The organism is Moraxella sp. CTOTU47724 (assembly GCF_032014955.1).
In the GTDB taxonomy this organism is placed as follows: domain Bacteria; phylum Pseudomonadota; class Gammaproteobacteria; order Pseudomonadales; family Moraxellaceae; genus Faucicola; species Faucicola tetraodonis.
Genome location: NZ_DALZSV010000013.1, coordinates 26,619 through 43,932, shown reverse-complemented (window position 1 = coordinate 43,932; position 17,314 = coordinate 26,619). Strand labels below are relative to the sequence as shown.

Here is a 17,314-nt window from a genome sequence, read left to right as displayed (position 1 = left end):
CCTTTTAACGGGTTAAATCTTTGAGCTGCTTTTGTAGCGTTTGTAATTGCAAATTCATCTCCACTTGCCGATTAAACTGCTTTTCTTTATACATGCGTTTTTGCAACTCATAGATTTGTTTGGTAAGCAGTGCCATTTTTTCGGTATGGGCAATCTTTTCTTCAATACTAGCAATCTTTTGATGCGTTGTAGATAGGTTAGCTCCGACGTTTGGCGACAAAAAGACATTCGAAGACGTTTTATTTGTCGTTTTGTTGGTATGAATAAGTAACTGCTCAATAAAATACTCATACAAATCCGCGATTCCAAATACAATCGGTAAATCTTCACGTTGTGCAGGATCTTGCCAATCCGTCGCATAGTATTTGCCTAGGACGAATTTTTGGCTGTCTGCTTGGCTTTGACGTTTATAGTTTGCGATGACTTTGATTTTATCTTCAAAGACAATCTCAAAGATAATCGGTGATGGTATCAATTTATCGATAAACTGCAAAACTTCCGTATCTAGCCTTTCAACACGACTGACGATACTAAAAATTTGGATTTCTTTAATTGTCTCGCTATCGTTTAGATTAATTGTATGCGGTGAGAGCTTATACGCCCATCGGATACTTTCCACTTGCTCCACAAACAAGCGTTCGATACGGTGATTGGCACTGCCTCGTTGGTAGAACTTATTTTTTGGAATAATTTTATCCACTTTAGCGGTTGACGGATAGTGATATAGCATGGGTAACTTCCTTAGTTATATAGAAAACTTGTGCAAATACCCTATAAAGAAATTCATTCAGTACGACTTCTTATACTCAAATAGCCAACTATTCCCTACCACTAATGTCGTAAGTAAGAAACCATCGTTGTCTAATTGTCTTCAATCACAATAAAGCTAATCAGTTCAAAGTCATTAAGCCCAGATACCATATCCACCAAGGCAGTCGTCGACAGTCCTGAAAATAAGCTATCAATATCTTTCTCATCTTTTAGCAGCCGAATCGAATGAATCACAATATCCAATAATGCCGAATACTGTCCCATGTTTCGTCCATCATCGGTTTTGCGGTTAAAAGACTCATACGCTTTTGGTATGGGTTGGTCTATGCCACGACAGGCTTTACGAGCGACATCCAGCAGATATTTGGCTTGGGTGTAATCATATACCACATCGCCACTTTGATTGATATACACCAAGTAATACGGATACAAACGATTGGCTTGATTACCTGCCATCTGGGGGTTTCTTGCTCTTAATGTAAATATAACGCCTGCTTCTAAGCCAATTTCTGGCTGTGCGGGTACTACGGTATGCAGCCCATTCGGTAGACGTTTTAGTTCCTCATGCACTTCTAAATACCCTAATAAATCCATACGAAAATCATTAAGCCCCAAGTCTGTAATAGACACACCTGTATTGGCGTCTTCTAGGTCTAGCACCTCATTTTGTAGCTTTTGCAGCTGCTCACGTCGATATGCCATATCGTTAGCTTGGGCACTTAAGACATTATCATCCCCTGTACTGGTCATATCGACAATAACCATGCGATTTTCCACCCGCTCTCTTAGATTGATATAATCGTCAAGACTGATATCTGGCCAATAATTTACCAATTGAATCACACTGTTTGATGAACCAATGCGGTCTACCCGTCCAAAACGCTGGATAATACGTACCGGGTTCCAGTGAATATCAAAGTTAATGAGATAATCACAATCTTGTAAGTTCTGACCTTCTGAAATACAGTCAGTCGCAATCAGAATATCAATCTCCCGAGATTCTTCTGGAAAAATATCTTGTTTTTGTTTCGATTTTGGTGAGAACAAAGTTAATAAGCCCTGCATATCATAGCTCTGTCGACGCTTAACGCGGGTTTTGATGGTAGACGTATTATCGTTGCCTGTAATTTTGGCACTATGCAATCCATAGTTCTCCAATAAAAAAGGAGCAATGTTTTCATATAGATAATTAGCGGTATCCGCAAAGGCGGTAAATATAATTACTTTGTGATTACCGGGATTAATGGGATGCTGTAGCTTCTTAATGATATGACTTTTAACGTGTTGTAGCTTAGCATCATTCTTAGTGTCAATCGTAGCAATCATCCGTAACAACCCTTTGATGATTTCTCGATCACCATCAAGATCCATTCGCCAAGATAAGCGATCCATATCCGCCAAATGAATTTTCAACTTATTGCCAATTAAGTCTTCTGGATTAAGCAGTTCGCCGTTCTCATCTTGATCATAGCCCATCAAAGGCGCAATACTTACTTCGTCATCTGCCGCACGTGCGTCAAAATCATCAATTTTCGCAATCACATTGCTGATGTTTTTCTCTAGAAAAGTTAGCGTTAATCTAAATGCATGGATTGAGCTTTCAAGACGCTTAAGCAGATTGACCGTCATTAATGCTTGCAGACTACGCTCACGATCAACCTGCTTCAGTCGCCCTTTTCCTTCAACCAAAGTATCAAAAATCTCCTCATATTTACGCAAGGCGCTAGGGAAAATATACGTGACAGGCGCATAGACCGCCATTTTAATTAATGACAGCTCTGCATAAATTCGGTTGAGCGTTACAGCCTGTTTATCATTGGATAAGGGAGTGCGATATGATAGGGGTTTAAGACGCGTAGGAAACTGTCCAATAGCTGTAGTGTCATAGAATGTCTGGATATGTTTGCGCGATCTAGCAATTGTCACACTATCAAGCAGTTTAAAAAAGTCAAAATCAAGCAAGTTTAGGATTGCTTGGGTTGTACGTTCTTCAGGTTCTAGCTTTGCCCAAGTATTGAAACTTGCTTGTGCCCTACGAAAGATAGTCTCAATATCGCGCTCAGTGTCAAGTTTACTTTCTATAAAGTCTGCATTGCCTTCGTATGCCAGGGCTAGCTGATTTTTGAGATCCGTAAAATGATTATTTACAGGCGTCGCTGATAACATCAACACCTTGGTTTTTACTCCTTGACGAATGACCTTGTTCATTAAACGATCATAACGCGATTCTCGTTCCTTATACGCACCACGGTTACGAAAATTATGCGATTCATCGATAACGATTAAGTCGTAGTTACACCAATTAATTTTCGCCAAATCAATCCCTAACGTTTCACCATTGTTTCGAGATAGGTCAGTATGATAAAGGACATCATAACTAAAGCGATCGTTGGCAAAAATATTGGTGACTAAGTTGGCATTATAGTTGGTCCAGTTTGCCCCCAATTTCTTAGGGCAAAGTACCAATACGCTTTTATTACGTAGCTCATAATATTTAATCACAGCCAATGCGGTGAATGTTTTACCCAGACCGACACTGTCTGCCAAAATACAGCCATTATAAGTTTCTAATTTATTGATAATTCCAAAAGCGGCATCTTTTTGAAAATTGAATAACTTATTCCATACTACCGTATCTTGGTAGCCAGTTAAGTCATTGGGTATGACATCCGTGCTGATATCCTCCAAAAAATCCTTGAAGATATTATAGAGCATTAAAAAATAAATCCGTTCAGGTGGATTCTCCTGATATACAGACTCGATATGCTGCACGATTTGGCTAGTAACGTCTTCTACTTTGGTCGGATCATGCCAAATCCGATTGAAAAGCTGGATAAAAGTTTGTGTCGTAGATTGCTCATCAAAGCAATTAACCATGTTAGATATGGCATTGCCCTTTTCAAAGCCCAAACCTGTTGGGGTAAAACCTTGAATTGGCATGTATGTCAGAGATGTCTCGGGTTGTTGAATACTAATAAATTCCTGCATAGGTGCACTACTAGTGTTTGATTTAAATATCGCTTTTCGTCTTATCCAATCAGCACATTCTTTAGCGATTGCCTTTTGTGATAATTGGTTTTTTAGATGAATTTCAAACTCGGTACCATATAGGCTACTTTCACGATCAATTTTTGGAATAATAAACTCTCGTTTTTCCTTTTTGAGTTTTTCGGTTACATCTTCAGTAATAAATGTGGGTGATGTAAATACAAATTGAAAGGAATCAACTTTTTCTAATTCTTGTTTTAAGGCCGCATAAGCGTAAATTGAAAAATAGGAAGCAGCAATTTTGAGTTTAGATTGATTATTAAGATTCTTGCCAATATCTATTCCCAAAGTGCTATTGATGTTATCGATAAGTTTCATAAATAATCTGAGTTTATTTAATTGGATTTTATTGAGCTTATTAAGGTTTTAGGGTGTAAGTCAATATAAAATTCAAACAAATTTAATGTCGTGTTTCTAAATTATATAAGTTTATAACTGGCGCTCATTTAGATAATTACTCATATTATTCCAATTCCCACTCACTTGCCTTTTCTCCTCAACCGAATCATGAATACGAGCCAATTGAAACACATACGACAGGTAATTATTCTTTCCAATGTAGCTAAAACGCTGATTTAAAGCTTTACGGTAAATAATTTTATTTTTCACTAGGCTATATCCTCACTTCAAAAAGCAAATAAAAAGTGCCAAATACACCTAGATTCATAGGATTTAGTATAGGAAAAAATGGCATGAATCGCACTGACAGATGAACTATGGGAGCAGGTAGAGCATACCTTGACGTAGAATGGGTGTTACATCACTACAAACACTCGTACCGTGACGGAAGCTACATACGGTGTCATCAGCATGCAAGTGGAGCTAGGGCGGGCTTTGATAAACCAATTGGACAAGGCCATGGTGGACGAACTACAAAAATCCATTTATGACAACTGTCGTACCAACATGCAAGAATGCCAAACAGCCAAATCCCAATTTGGATAGTTATTTATACAAGCTCAGACATTTAGTAGAAAATACGTTTACAAGGTTAAAGCAGTTTCGTAGTATGGCCACGAAATATGAGAAATTAGCTCGTAATTTTAAGTCGATGATTTACCTTGCTTGCTTAATAATCCAAGCTCAAGTGAATGAGGGACATGCCTTAATTTATCTTCGAGATAAGTTTGAAAAGCATGACCAATGAGCTCATAGTTTATTTATCAGAAAGCAACCCTGTTAAGCCAATCTAAATAAAAAAATCAAGGTTGTAGTCAGATTTCGGATTGGTCGAGAAATAACCATGGCACATTTAAGGCACAATTATGGCACAAAGATTTTTTTATGTGCCTTAGTGACAAAACGGGGTCACAGCAAATGAGTACTAATTAAATAAAATAGATTATCTAATTTGCTGATTTTAAAGCAATAAAAAAGCCACTTTGCTATAAAGTGGCTTTTTTGCTAATCACTTAAGATTAAGTGGAGCGGGAAACGAGATTCGAACTCGCGACCCCGACCTTGGCAAGGTCGTGCTCTACCAACTGAGCTATTCCCGCATTAGGTGGTCAACTAGCAATTTTGAATGTTTGTTGCGTCGTTGTGGATGCGTATTATAAGGATTTTTAATACGGCGTCAAGCATTTTTGCAAAAAAAATTCAAAAAAATACGTTTTTTTTAAATTTAACTGTTTTTACTGGGTTTTATTGAGAAATAGCTTTTTTAAATGTCTATTCTCGTATGACCTTTTCCCTTTCTAACCATAATTATTAGTTTTTTTTATCACACTCTGAAACACACCATGTATCTATCGTTACGCAATTACTGCAAATCTCAGCAGATTGTTTTTTAATGACTTCGCTATAATGCGTTTAAACTTGCTATTTCTCTTGGTCCTTTTTGCTGTATTTGGAGATAACGATAAGATGAAAATTTCAAAAAAACTTATGATGCCAAGTTTGGCGGCATCCGTCATTGCAGTAGCTGTCACCGGTTGCTCGACCACCACTGATACTGGGGCGATTGGCGTCGACCGTAATCAGTTGTTGGTAGTATCCGATCAGCAGGTGCAACAACTTTCAAATCAAGCTTTTCAACAAGAAATTGCCGCCGCCCGTGCCAAAGGTCTGCTTGATACTAATCCGGCACAGTTGGCACGTTTACAGAAAATTTCTCAGCGTCTGATTGCGCAGACAGGTGCCTATCGCAGCGATGCAAGACAATGGTCTTGGGAAGTGCATGTCATTAAAAGTAATGAGCTCAATGCACACGTATTACCCGGCGGTAAAATTGTCTTTTACTCAGGTATTATCGATCGCTTGAATCTAACCGATGCTGAGATTGCTGCGATTATGGGTCATGAGATGGCGCATGCATTGCGTGAGCATACCCGTGAGCGTCTATCGCGTGACGTGGCGACCCAAACAGGGATTGGTATTGCCGCAAGTGTATTAGGTTTATCTCAAGGTCAGGCGCAGTTAGCAGGCTTAGCTGGGGATTTGGGTATTTCCCGTCCCAATAGCCGTACTCAAGAAACGGAAGCTGATTTGATGGGGCTAGAGTTGATGGCACGGGCAGGTTACGACCCTAATGCAGCAGTTAGCCTATGGCGTAAAATGCAGAGTGCGGGCGGTCGCGGCGAGCCACCTCAGTTTTTAAGTACCCACCCGGTGAGCTCAACACGTATTGCCACTATTCAATCATTATTGCCACGTGTGATGCCGTTGTACCAACAAAGCCGTTACCGTTAATTTTAACTTCGTAAGTCATAAGCCAATATCTAGCTGATATTGGCTTTTTTAGTGAGCAAATTTAGTAAGACAAATATTGGGTTGATTAAAAATTTGCTTATCCACAATAATCCATTGCCCATCAATTTACTCAACAATTTACCTACCCATCAATTTATCTAGCAAGCCTAACAAGTTGTCAAAAAACCGATTGATTGAAGTTTTTTAACTATCTCAACAGCACAGCGGCATTGTCAGTGGCATAATAAGCGTTTGGTCACAGCTATAGGGTAAATCCATGAATCAGCTTGATATTAATTTGCTAGTCTTGTTCGTCATTTTGGGCTGCGGTATTTTTGTGCACAATCCCACGATTTGGGTCAGTGCGACTGCGCTAATTATCATCAAATTTTTACCCAACAACCAACCTATCTTTTCTTATATTCAACAATATGGACTCAACTTGGGTATTTTGCTGCTCACCATTGCGGTCATTGCGCCTATCGCCTCCGAGCAAGTCAGTAGCAAAGCCTTGATGACCTCTTTTGCCAGTTGGCGCTCATTATTGGCCATCGCCGTGGGATTGCTGGTGACTTGGCTGGGCGCAAGAGGGGTGAATTTAATGAAAGTTGACCCCAACGTGGTCACGGGGCTGATGATTGGCACAGTAGCAGGGGTGGTATTGTTTCGCGGGGTGGCGGTGGGTCCGTTAATTGCCGCGGGTATTTTATCCTTGCTATATTGGTCCAAGTGAGCCATAGAAGCTAGTGAGCCATCAAAGATAGAGAAAATTTGAGCGGTATTGACACAAGATTATTTTTGCCAGTCGAGCCAATTTGATAGATTAGGCTACCTTAAAACTATGCTAAAATGGCTAAAATGCGGTAAGTGGTGACCAGTTAGGTTTGTCATTGACTACCCATTTTTGATGAATAAAATCAGTGAACCGAGGACGACATGAGTCAACTTGCTACCCCGATTGCCGATGCCGTGACAGCGCGTTTGCAAACGTTACAGCCCAGTGTCTATCAGCTAGAAAACGAGTCGATGCGCCATGCTGGCTATTTTGAAGGCAAAGAAACCCATTTTAAACTGACCATTGTCAGTGAGGCATTTGCAGGCAAACGCTTGTTACAGCGTCATCAGTTGGTATATGGACTTATCCATGCGTTACTGTCACAAGGCGGTGGGCAAATTCACGCGTTTTCAATTCATGCTTATACACAAGCAGAATGGCAAGCGGTTGGACAATCTCCCGAAAGTCCCAATTGCGCAGGACAAAACGCAGGGTAATATACAGATAAAAAAGAGTGTCAACATAAGCTAAAACCACAGACCTCTTGAGTTAATTTACGCTATATTATTATAAAAAAGGTTGATGTATGAAACACGCACATATGCTGATGGCATTGATTTTAATTGCCTTATTCTTGTGGCAAGCCGTGTTGGTATTTACCGCACCAAAAGGACAAGGCTTGCCAAAATCTGCCAAAATCGGCGCACACCTGATGTATGCCTTGGTGATTTTAACAGGCGCGGTGACGGCGATGCCATTGTTTGGCGCAGGTATAGTGCCGCACTGGTTGATTGCCAAGATGGTATTACTCATTGTTGCCATTTCGGCGACTGTCAAAGCCACGCGCCAGACGACTACGCCCAATCAAGCCAAAATAGGTATGTTGATTGCTTTTATTGCCTATATGGGTATTTTGACGCTGGCGTTTGTTAAACCGCTCAACCTATTTTAAGGCTAAAGCAGTGAACATAAGGGAGTAGGATAATGAAAAAATTAGCTAGCTCAATACTTTTAGCGACGGCCGCCACGGCAGGTTTGACAGGGTGTATGACCACGCCTACCCCTGAATACGTATCCGCCAACAATTACCAAAGCTATGACTGTGTTGCGCTTGCCAATGAATACACGCGCGTCAATCAATACATTGATGCCAATGCCAATCAGCGCACGGGCTTGCAAGCTTCAGGTATCGGGATTGGTGTATCGGGCAATCGCCATGGTATTTATCCTACCGTGAGTGTCGGCTTAGGCTCAATCAATGGCGGCAACCGTCATAATCTATCGATTGCTATGGGACAACGTGATGCGATGCTACAAGCCGCTCGGTTGAAACAATGCCCCTTTGCTACCGGCATCAAACTCTATAGCGAAAAATAATTTATCCCATTTTATCCTGTTGAGTGTAGAACCCATCTTTCATAGTGAGATGGGTTTTTTTATGGTCAACCAAATCAGTGGCTGGCTTAGGGGTAGTAAGTGTCATTGAATACCTATTGAATATGTATCGAATATTTTTTTAGCTTAAAGATAATTTTTATTTCGATAAAGATTGTCTCGTTTTAGATTGACAAGTCCATAATTTATTGATTAATATGACACATATTGATGGTTAAACACGGTAAAAATTTTAAAAAAATGAATTAAAATGCGTGTGAGAACAATACTTTAAGTCAAGGAATACTTGGGTATTAATCAGTGGGTAAAAATTTTTACTCAGGTAAACACGAAGTTTTCACTAGCTTTCGTCAATACCTTTAGTAAACCCCCCAAAAAAACGATAGAAAAACACGCTAAAAAACACGATAGTAAGGATGCTACCATGACCAAAGACGTGCTAACCCTGCCACGCATCGTAATGGGTGCGAAATCTGCCAACGCCCCGCTCACCCAAAGCTATGATAAAGGACCGGTCACGCCACTGATAGAATTGACCATTGGTGATTTTTTTGATCAGATGGTGGAACAAAACCCCGATAAAGACGCCTTAATTTCCGCGCACCAAAACATTCGTCTCACCTACCGCGAACTACAGCGTAAAGTCAATCAGCTAGCCAGCAGCATGATTCGTATGGGTCTGCAAAAAGGCGATCGCGTGGGTATTTGGTCACACAACAACGTTGAATGGGTCATCATGCAATTGGCGACTGCCAAAGCCGGTATTATACTGGTCAACATTAACCCCGCTTATCGTATCTTTGAGCTTGAATACGCCATCAACAAAGTCGACTGCCAAGTGCTGGTCTTGATGCGCCACTTCAGATCTAGCGACTATGCGGTGATGCTTCAAGAGCTTGCACCTGAAGCGCGTCACCAAAGCTACCAAAATTTAGAGCTCGTGCAATTACCCAATCTCAAACGGGTCATCTGGATTGACAGCCCAGAGTCCACTGAGGATTTTAGCTATATGCAAAAATTCTCAGCGTGGATTGCCAAAGGCGATGCCGATGATCCGGCAGTGGCGGAACGTGCCAAAAAACTTAACCCCAATAACCCCATCAATATCCAATTTACCAGTGGTACCACAGGCACGCCCAAAGGCGCGACGCTTACCCACCGCAACATTTTAAACAACGGTTATTTCATCGGTGAAGCCATGAACTTAACTGCCGATGACCGTTTGTGTATCCCTGTCCCGCTCTACCACTGCTTTGGCATGGTACTGGGCAACCTTGCCATTTTGACCCACGGTGGCACGATTGTGTATCCCAATGATGGCTTTGACCCCATCACCGTACTTGAAACCGTGCAAAAAGAACAATGTACAGGTCTGCATGGGGTACCGACCATGTTTATCGCCGAGCTTGACCACCCAGACTTTGCCAATTATGACTTATCGACTTTGCGTACCGGCATCATGGCAGGCTCAAGCTGTCCGATTGAGGTCATGCGCCGCGTGATTGACCAAATGCACATGAAAGAACTCACCATTGCCTATGGCATGACCGAAACATCGCCGGTATCTTGTCAAACCAACCAGCACACGCCACTTGAAAAACAAGTCTCAACCGTAGGTCTGGTACAGCCTAACCTAGAAGTCAAAATCGTCAACCCAGAAACGGGTGAAACGCTTGACATCGGTGAGACAGGTGAGCTGTGTACCAAAGGTTACTCAATCATGCTCGGCTATTGGAATGACACCAATAAAACGGCGGAAGCCATTGTCGATGGCTGGATGTATACCGGTGACTTGGCAACCATGGACGAAGAAGGCTATGTCAAAATCGTCGGACGTAGTAAAGACATGGTGATTCGTGGTGGTGAAAACATTTACCCTGTTGAAATCGAAAACTACCTATATCGCCACCCAAAAATCCGTGACGTCCAAATCGTGGGCGTACCCGACAAAAAATTTGGTGAAGTCCTCGCCGCTTGGATTATCCCCAAAAAAGACAGCGACTTAACCGAACAAGACATCCGTGATTTCTGTAAAGATCACATTGCACACTATAAAGTACCGACTTACATGAAGTTTGTCGACGAGTTCCCAATGACCGTCACGGGTAAAATTCAAAAATTCAAAATCGTGGAAGCGATGACACAAGAATTGGGACTCTAAATTTTCAACTTCAGCAAAAACTTAACATAAATACAGAGGGCATCTAATAGCAATTTAGCTGCACCCTTTGACAGAATTAGGATTTACAATGACGGTTATCCAAAGTAAATTAAGCCCAAATGGCGCGGAATTTCAAGCCAATGCCGCTGCCATGCAAACTATCGTTGATGACCTCAAAGCCAAACTTGCGGTCATTGCTCAGGGCGGTTCAGCGTCTGCTCGCGCCAAACATGTGGCTCGGGGTAAGCTATTGCCGCGTGAGCGTGTCGAGCGCTTGCTAGATGCCGGTACGCCATTTTTGGAAGTCTCACCGATGGCAGCGTATGGCATGTATGATGCCGATATCCCTGCCGCAGGCGTGATTGCTGGCATTGGTCGTGTTGCTGGTATTGACTGTATGATTGTGTGTAACGATGCCACCGTCAAAGGCGGCACTTACTACCCGATGACGGTCAAAAAACATTTACGGGCGCAAGAAATCGCGCGAGAAAACCGCTTGCCATGTATCTATTTGGTCGACTCTGGTGGCGCGAACTTACCCAACCAAGATGAAGTATTTCCAGATAAAGACCACTTTGGTCGTATTTTCTTTAACCAAGCCAATATGAGCGCCGAAGGTATACCCCAAATCGCCGTCGTCATGGGTAGCTGTACTGCAGGTGGTGCCTATGTGCCCGCCATGAGTGACGAGTCGATTATCGTCAAAGATCAAGGGACGATTTTTTTGGGTGGACCGCCACTGGTCAAAGCCGCCACAGGTGAGGAAGTCACCGCAGAAGATTTAGGCGGTGGCGATGTGCATACCCGTCTGTCAGGCGTGGTTGACCACCTTGCGCAAAACGATTTACATGCTTTATCACTGGCGCGCAACATCATCGGCAATTTAAACCAACAAAAAACACCTATCCACCACGCTACCGCACAAAAAACCCCGCGTCCACCCAAATACGACGCCAAAGAATTGTACGGCATCATCCCAACTGACACCCGTAAGCCATTTGATATCCGCGAAATTATCGCTCGCATTGTCGATGGCAGTGAGTTTGATGAGTTTAAAGCACGCTTTGGTACGACGCTGGTGTGTGGTTTTGCGCATATTGAAGGTATGCCAGTGGGTATTATCGCGAACAACGGTATTTTATTTAGCGAATCAGCGCAAAAAGCCACCCATTTTATCGAGCTATGTTGCAAACGTAAAATTCCGCTCGTGTTTCTGCAAAATATCACAGGCTTTATGGTGGGGCGCAAATACGAAAATGAAGGGATTGCCCGTCATGGTGCCAAAATGGTGATGGCGGTTGCCAATGCCAAAGTGCCGAAGTTTACCGTGATTGTCGGCGGCTCATTCGGCGCGGGTAACTACGGTATGTGTGGTCGTGCGTACAGTCCACGTTTCTTGTGGATGTGGCCAAATGCGCGTATCTCGGTGATGGGTGGCGAGCAAGCGGCGTCGGTATTAGCAACGGTCAAACGCAGCCAATACCAGGCCAAAGGGGAGCACTGGTCAAGCGAGGACGAGGAAGCGTTCAAAGCGCCAGTGCGTCAGCAATTTGATGAGCAAGGTCATCCGTATTATGCCTCGGCTAGACTGTGGGATGATGGCGTGATTGACCCAGCCGATACCCGTCAAGTATTGGCACTCGGCTTAAGTGCCGCTTACAACGCACCGATTGAAGACACCACCTTCGGTGTATTTAGAATGTAATTTTCAGCGTGTAAAATCAGAAGTCTTGGTTGTTTGTTCTATCACCCTTGAGCAAGCATCAAAAACGCTTCAACTTTACCCAACAAAAAAAGGAAAAACACGATGAAATTACCGACTTATGACAGCCTACTGTTAGACATTGACCAGCACGTAGCAACCATTACCCTCAATCGCCCAGACAAACGCAATGCCTTTAATGACGAGGTCATCCAAGAACTGACCGATGTGTTTCAATTTTGCGCTGAGCAAGACGAAGTGCGTGCGGTGGTATTGACTGCCAATGGCAAAGCCTTCTGTGCCGGGGCAGACCTGAACTGGATGCGCGCGATGGCGGATTATAGCCACGATGAAAACTTGGCAGACGCTGGCAAACTTGCACAAATGCTAGCCACCATCTACCACTGCCCAAAACCCACCGTCGCTGCCATTCAAGGCGATGTGTATGCCGGTGGTATGGGTCTGGTGGCGGCTTGTGATATCGCCATTAGCGTAAAAAACGCCAATTTTTGCTTAAGCGAAGTCAAACTTGGCTTGATTCCTGCGACCATTAGCCCGTATGTGATTCGCGCGATGGGTGCGCGAGCCGCGCATCGGTACTTCTTAAGTGCTGAAGTATTTGATGCCAAAGAAGCCAAAAAAATCGGCTTTATCCATGAGCGGGTGGATGAAGAAGAGTTTACACAAAGCCTTGATAATTTGGTCAAACACTTGGTCAACGCTAGCCCAAATGCTGTCAAGGTGTGTAAAAAACTGGTGCAAGATGTGGCGTATGCCGAGATTAATGAGCAGTTAATCAAAGATACTGTTGCAGGCATTGCCGATATCCGCGCATCTGCCGAAGGTAAAGAAGGCGTACAGTCATTCTTGCAAAAACGTAAACCAAGCTGGTTAAATAATTAATTGATGTGATAAAAAAAGCTAAAGGCATACCATGAAAGAACTATTTTTCCCACTTACAATGATTGTTATTTCAACTTTAGCAACACCTGCCTTTGCCAAAGACAAATTGCCAACTAATGCAGTTAATGCCATTGAACAAACCTTAACCAAATACTATGGCAATCAATATCAAAATGACTGTTTATTTTTTTCTCATGATGAAACTCATTATTGTGCCAAAGTAACGAACGCAGAAATCAAAACATTGAATGGCAAATCCCAACTGTATGTATTGGTCAATGGTGATTATGCAGAACCAGGGTTAGATGCAGGGCATGTAACCGAAGGTATTGGCGGGTTATTCATTTTTAATCAAGTCAATAACCAGTGGCAATTAGCCGCAACCCAGCCCTATATTACGAATGGGGCTTACGGAAGTTCGCAACTAGGTAATTTTAAATTGGTACAAATTGCACCCGACAAATTCGGCTGGTATGGCGAATATGGCTATACTTCAACAGGTTGTACCGAAGTGAATAAGCATATTTATGCCCAAGTCGGCAATCAAATCAAAGCCATTTTCATGGCTGACCCCATTGATAGCGACTGTTCAGGCAACGGTGATGGTTGGGATTCTTATGAAAGTAAGCTTACAATTTTAAGCCAAAAATCGGCAAGCAACGGTTTTTACCCCATACAAATCAACGCTATTGAGCATGATTATCCCGATAATCATAACGTCAAAAAGGGTAAGGTCAAAAAATCAAATTACCAAATGACTTATAAACCTAGTGCGCAAAAATATATTCGATAATCGGTAAAAAGAATTTGCCAACGGATTTTACAAATAAGGGAATTATGACTATGTTTTCAAAAATCTTAATAGCCAATCGGGGTGAGATTGCTTGCCGCGTGGCAGCCACCGCCAAAAAATTGGGTGTGCGTACCGTTGCGGTATATTCAGACGCTGACCGCTTTGCCAAGCACGTAGCCGTGTGTGATGAAGCCATTTATATAGGCGGTTCTGCGCCCAAAGACAGCTACCTGCGTTGGGAGCGCATCTTGGAGGCTGCCAAGCAGACAGGCGCACAAGCGATTCACCCTGGCTATGGGTTTTTGAGTGAAAACGACGAATTTGCCCAAGCTTGCGTGGATGCGGGTTTGGTGTTTATCGGCCCCCCTGCCTCTGCCATCACTGCCATGGGGCTTAAAGCTGAGTCCAAACGCTTGATGGAAGCTGCCAATGTACCGCTCATTCCAGGGTATCATGGCACCAACCAAGACCCCGAATTTTTACATAGCGAGGCCGACAAAATTGGTTACCCTGTGCTAATCAAAGCCAGCTCTGGTGGCGGCGGCAAAGGCATGCGGTTAGTTGAAAAAACCGAAGACTTTATTGACGCCTTAGGCTCATGTCAACGTGAAGCCATTAGCAGCTTTGGCAATGACAGCGTATTGATTGAAAAATATGCCCTGCGTCCCCGCCATATTGAAATTCAAGTCTTTGGCGACAGTCACGGCAACTATGTGTATTTATTTGAGCGTGATTGCTCGGTACAGCGCCGCCACCAAAAAGTGCTCGAAGAAGCCCCTGCCCCAAATGTCAGCGTGGCAATGCGGGAGGCGATGGGCGCGGCGGCGATCGCGGCGGCAAAAGCGGTCAATTATGTGGGGGCGGGTACGGTTGAATTTATCGTAGAGCAACGTGAGTGTTCACCCGAAGATAAATTTGGTGGTATGAATTTCTACTTTATGGAAATGAACACCCGCCTACAAGTAGAACACCCTGTCACCGAAGCCATTACCGGTACTGACCTTGTCGAGTGGCAACTGCGTGTTGCTAGCGGCGAGCCGTTACCCAAACAACAAGCAGAATTGACCATCAACGGTCATGCGATTGAAGCACGTATCAATGCTGAAAACCCAGACAACAACTTCTTGCCCGCCACAGGTACGCTAAACGTTTACCGCACGCCAACTCACAGCGAGTTTAGGGTGGCAGATGTGCGCGTGGATGATGGGGTACGCGAAGGCGATGTCATCAGTCCTTACTATGACTCAATGATTGCCAAACTCATCGTCCATGCGCCAACCCGTGAGCAAGCGCTTGCCAAACTAGACCAAGCCTTGGCAGAAACCCGTATTGTCGGTCTGCCTAACAACGTGGCGTTTTTGCGTCACGTGGTGCAATCAGATTCGTTCAAATATGCCAATCTTGATACGGCATTGATTGAACGTGAAAAAGACGTACTGTTTGGTCAGCAGCGTGGTGAGCTACCTTGGCTGGTAGCCACCGCGATTGTTAACGAGCTTGCCCAAGAAGCGCAAACCCAAAACCACGACCCCTTTAGCAAAACCGATGCATGGCGCGCATATAGCCATTATGAGCGTCCGTTTGATTTGGTGTATCACGATAAGGCATTGCGGGCTGTTATCAGCCAAATTCAGGGGCAAGCATTTCATCTAACGATTAACGCCATTGCCAAAGCGGAAAAACAAGGCGCGGACGTTGTCACGCCCATCTATCAAGGCGATGTTCGTTATTTAGCCACGGCTGATGATACTTTTACCCTATGGCTAAGTGACGGAGAAACAGCCGGCAAGCGCCAACAGATGCAGGCATGGCGACACAATGAGCAAGTATATGTGTTCTCAAATCATGCCAGCGATACCATCACCTTGGTGGATAGCATGGCGCATGTGGGCATCGAGCCCCAAGATGGCGGTAGCCTCAAATCGCCCATGCCAGGTCAAGTGGTGGCGTTTCGGGTCAATGTGGGCGATGAAGTGAAAAAAGGTCAAGCCTTGGCAGTGATTGAAGCGATGAAAATTGAGCATACCATTAATGCCCCTACTGATGGTACGGTGGCAGAGCTGCTGTTTAAAGCAGGGGATTTGGTATCCGATGGCGATGAGCTATTAAAACTTGATACGGGCAGCCAATCATGAACTATCCAAATTTTGTCAAAATCATCGACGTGGGCGCAAGAGACGGACTACAAAACGAAAAACAAACCGTGCCAAGCGACGTCAAAATCGATTTGATTAACGGCTTGATTGATGCAGGCGTGCGCAAGTTTGAAGCTACCAGTTTTGTGTCGCCAAAGTGGGTACCACAAATGGCAGACAATGATGCCGTATTAGATGGCATTAGCAAACGTGATGACGTGGTATATTCGGTGCTCACACCCAATATGAAAGGCTTTGATGCCGCCCTTGCCCACCGTGACCAATTTGCCAATTATGAAGTGGTGATTTTTGGCTCAGCGAGTGAAGCTTTTAGCCAAAAAAATATCAACTGTAGCATCGCTGAGAGTATCGAGCGATTTGCCCCGGTGGCTGACGCCGCCAAAGCGCATGGTATCAAGGTGCGCGGTGTCATCTCTTGTACCGTAGGCTGCCCGTATGAAGGCAAGATTCACCCCGATAAAGTCGCCTATGTGACAGAAAAACTCGTTGCCATTGGCGCTGAACATATTGGCATTGCAGACACCATCGGCGTGGGCACACCTATCAAGGTGCAAAAAGCGTTGGATGCTGCCTTGCGTTATATTGATATTGACAATATCTCTGGGCATTTTCACGACACCTATGGTCAAGCGCTTAGCAATACCTTAGCGGCATTACAAATGGGTGTATGGCAGTTTGATACCTCGGTGGCAGGGCTTGGCGGCTGTCCGTATGCCAAAGGCGCAACCGGCAATGTTGCCACTGAAGATGTGGTATATCTGCTACATGGCATGGGTATTGAAACGGGCATTGACCTCGACAAACTGGTTGATGTCGGACAAAAAATTAGCGCGTTTTTGGGCAGGCAAAATGGCTCAAAGGTGGCAACAGCGATTTTAAATAAACGTAAATCTTTAACAGTCAGTTAATAAACAAGGAA

At 43.7% G+C, this 17,314-nt stretch carries 14 protein-coding genes, 1 tRNA gene and 1 pseudogene; 13 read left to right on the top strand and 3 right to left on the bottom strand.

What is annotated here, in order from left to right:
• Positions 1 to 4 precede the first annotated feature (4 nt).
• Positions 5 to 730, bottom strand: a complete 726-nt coding sequence (locus tag RTR63_RS04570) for a DUF4391 domain-containing protein (protein ID WP_312522907.1) — start codon at positions 728 to 730, stop codon at positions 5 to 7.
• Between the two features lie 131 nt (positions 731 to 861).
• A complete protein-coding gene (locus RTR63_RS04565; RefSeq protein WP_312522906.1) occupies positions 862 to 4,137 on the bottom strand; it encodes a helicase-related protein in 3,276 nt (1,091 codons plus the stop codon).
• A 462-nt stretch (positions 4,138 to 4,599) separates the two neighbouring features.
• Between RTR63_RS04565 and RTR63_RS11800 the strand changes: the two genes are divergently transcribed.
• Both RTR63_RS11800 and RTR63_RS11795 read left to right on the top strand, forming a co-directional pair.
• A complete protein-coding gene (locus RTR63_RS11800; protein WP_409034785.1) occupies positions 4,600 to 4,764 on the top strand; it encodes a hypothetical protein in 165 nt (54 codons plus the stop codon).
• Positions 4,757 to 4,966: pseudogene (locus RTR63_RS11795) on the top strand (transposase); the annotation flags it as partial. The gene RTR63_RS11800 and the pseudogene RTR63_RS11795, both read left to right, overlap by 8 nt.
• A 276-nt stretch (positions 4,967 to 5,242) precedes the next feature.
• Here the strand turns inward: RTR63_RS11795 and RTR63_RS04555 are convergent.
• A tRNA-Gly gene (locus tag RTR63_RS04555) sits at positions 5,243 to 5,318 on the bottom strand.
• Between the two features lie 367 nt (positions 5,319 to 5,685).
• Here RTR63_RS04555 and RTR63_RS04550 point away from each other — a divergent pair.
• From RTR63_RS04550 to RTR63_RS04500, 11 genes are all read left to right on the top strand, one after another.
• Entirely contained in the window at positions 5,686 to 6,510 is an 825-nt protein-coding gene (locus RTR63_RS04550; RefSeq protein ID WP_312522905.1) for a M48 family metallopeptidase, read from the top strand.
• 277 nt (positions 6,511 to 6,787) lie between these two features.
• On the top strand, positions 6,788 to 7,243 hold the full coding sequence (locus tag RTR63_RS04545) for a DUF441 domain-containing protein (protein ID WP_007116215.1): 456 nt from the start codon (positions 6,788 to 6,790) through the stop codon (positions 7,241 to 7,243).
• Positions 7,244 to 7,446: 203 nt separating this feature from the next.
• The gene (locus RTR63_RS04540) at positions 7,447 to 7,782 is read left to right on the top strand and encodes a BolA family protein (protein ID WP_284034896.1); all 336 of its coding nucleotides are present in this window, start codon (positions 7,447 to 7,449) and stop codon (positions 7,780 to 7,782) included.
• Between the two features lie 89 nt (positions 7,783 to 7,871).
• Positions 7,872 to 8,237 (top strand): SirB2 family protein, encoded by a 366-nt coding sequence (locus RTR63_RS04535; protein WP_076775523.1) that lies wholly within the window; start codon positions 7,872 to 7,874, stop codon positions 8,235 to 8,237.
• A 32-nt stretch (positions 8,238 to 8,269) separates the two neighbouring features.
• Complete coding sequence (locus tag RTR63_RS04530) at positions 8,270 to 8,662, top strand: hypothetical protein (RefSeq protein WP_309575698.1); 393 nt, start codon at positions 8,270 to 8,272, stop codon at positions 8,660 to 8,662.
• Between the two features lie 442 nt (positions 8,663 to 9,104).
• Positions 9,105 to 10,841 carry an AMP-binding protein gene (locus tag RTR63_RS04525; RefSeq protein WP_312522902.1) on the top strand — a complete coding sequence of 579 codons (1,737 nt, stop codon included), beginning with the start codon at positions 9,105 to 9,107 and terminating at the stop codon, positions 10,839 to 10,841.
• A gap of 88 nt (positions 10,842 to 10,929) precedes the next feature.
• Positions 10,930 to 12,546 carry a carboxyl transferase domain-containing protein gene (locus RTR63_RS04520; protein ID WP_312522901.1) on the top strand — a complete coding sequence of 539 codons (1,617 nt, stop codon included), beginning with the start codon at positions 10,930 to 10,932 and terminating at the stop codon, positions 12,544 to 12,546.
• Between the two features lie 102 nt (positions 12,547 to 12,648).
• Complete coding sequence (locus RTR63_RS04515; RefSeq protein ID WP_312522899.1) at positions 12,649 to 13,446, top strand: enoyl-CoA hydratase/isomerase family protein; 798 nt, start codon at positions 12,649 to 12,651, stop codon at positions 13,444 to 13,446.
• Positions 13,447 to 13,477: 31 nt separating this feature from the next.
• Complete coding sequence (locus RTR63_RS04510; protein WP_312115970.1) at positions 13,478 to 14,239, top strand: hypothetical protein; 762 nt, start codon at positions 13,478 to 13,480, stop codon at positions 14,237 to 14,239.
• 50 nt (positions 14,240 to 14,289) lie between these two features.
• Positions 14,290 to 16,374: an acetyl/propionyl/methylcrotonyl-CoA carboxylase subunit alpha gene (locus RTR63_RS04505; RefSeq protein ID WP_312522918.1), complete on the top strand. Its 2,085-nt coding sequence runs from the start codon at positions 14,290 to 14,292 to the stop codon at positions 16,372 to 16,374.
• Complete coding sequence (locus RTR63_RS04500) at positions 16,371 to 17,303, top strand: hydroxymethylglutaryl-CoA lyase (RefSeq protein ID WP_312522898.1); 933 nt, start codon at positions 16,371 to 16,373, stop codon at positions 17,301 to 17,303. Before RTR63_RS04505 ends, RTR63_RS04500 begins: the two co-directional genes overlap by 4 nt.
• Positions 17,304 to 17,314: the final 11 nt, after the last annotated feature.

Excerpts from the sequence above, each read along its gene's own strand:
- RTR63_RS04520 (WP_312522901.1), top strand. The coding sequence starts at position 10,930 with ATGACGGTTATCCAAAGTAAATTAAGCCCAAATGGCGCGGAATTTCAA.
- RTR63_RS04535 (WP_076775523.1), top strand. The coding sequence starts at position 7,872 with ATGAAACACGCACATATGCTGATGGCATTGATTTTAATTGCCTTATTC.
- RTR63_RS04550 (WP_312522905.1), top strand. The coding sequence starts at position 5,686 with ATGAAAATTTCAAAAAAACTTATGATGCCAAGTTTGGCGGCATCCGTC.
- RTR63_RS04525 (WP_312522902.1), top strand. The coding sequence starts at position 9,105 with ATGACCAAAGACGTGCTAACCCTGCCACGCATCGTAATGGGTGCGAAA.
- RTR63_RS04530 (WP_309575698.1), top strand. The coding sequence starts at position 8,270 with ATGAAAAAATTAGCTAGCTCAATACTTTTAGCGACGGCCGCCACGGCA.
- RTR63_RS04500 (WP_312522898.1), top strand. The coding sequence starts at position 16,371 with ATGAACTATCCAAATTTTGTCAAAATCATCGACGTGGGCGCAAGAGAC.
- RTR63_RS04570 (WP_312522907.1), bottom strand. The coding sequence starts at position 730 with ATGCTATATCACTATCCGTCAACCGCTAAAGTGGATAAAATTATTCCA.
- RTR63_RS04565 (WP_312522906.1), bottom strand. The coding sequence starts at position 4,137 with ATGAAACTTATCGATAACATCAATAGCACTTTGGGAATAGATATTGGC.
- RTR63_RS04505 (WP_312522918.1), top strand. The coding sequence starts at position 14,290 with ATGTTTTCAAAAATCTTAATAGCCAATCGGGGTGAGATTGCTTGCCGC.
- RTR63_RS04510 (WP_312115970.1), top strand. The coding sequence starts at position 13,478 with ATGAAAGAACTATTTTTCCCACTTACAATGATTGTTATTTCAACTTTA.
- RTR63_RS04515 (WP_312522899.1), top strand. The coding sequence starts at position 12,649 with ATGAAATTACCGACTTATGACAGCCTACTGTTAGACATTGACCAGCAC.
- RTR63_RS04540 (WP_284034896.1), top strand. The coding sequence starts at position 7,447 with ATGAGTCAACTTGCTACCCCGATTGCCGATGCCGTGACAGCGCGTTTG.
- RTR63_RS04545 (WP_007116215.1), top strand. The coding sequence starts at position 6,788 with ATGAATCAGCTTGATATTAATTTGCTAGTCTTGTTCGTCATTTTGGGC.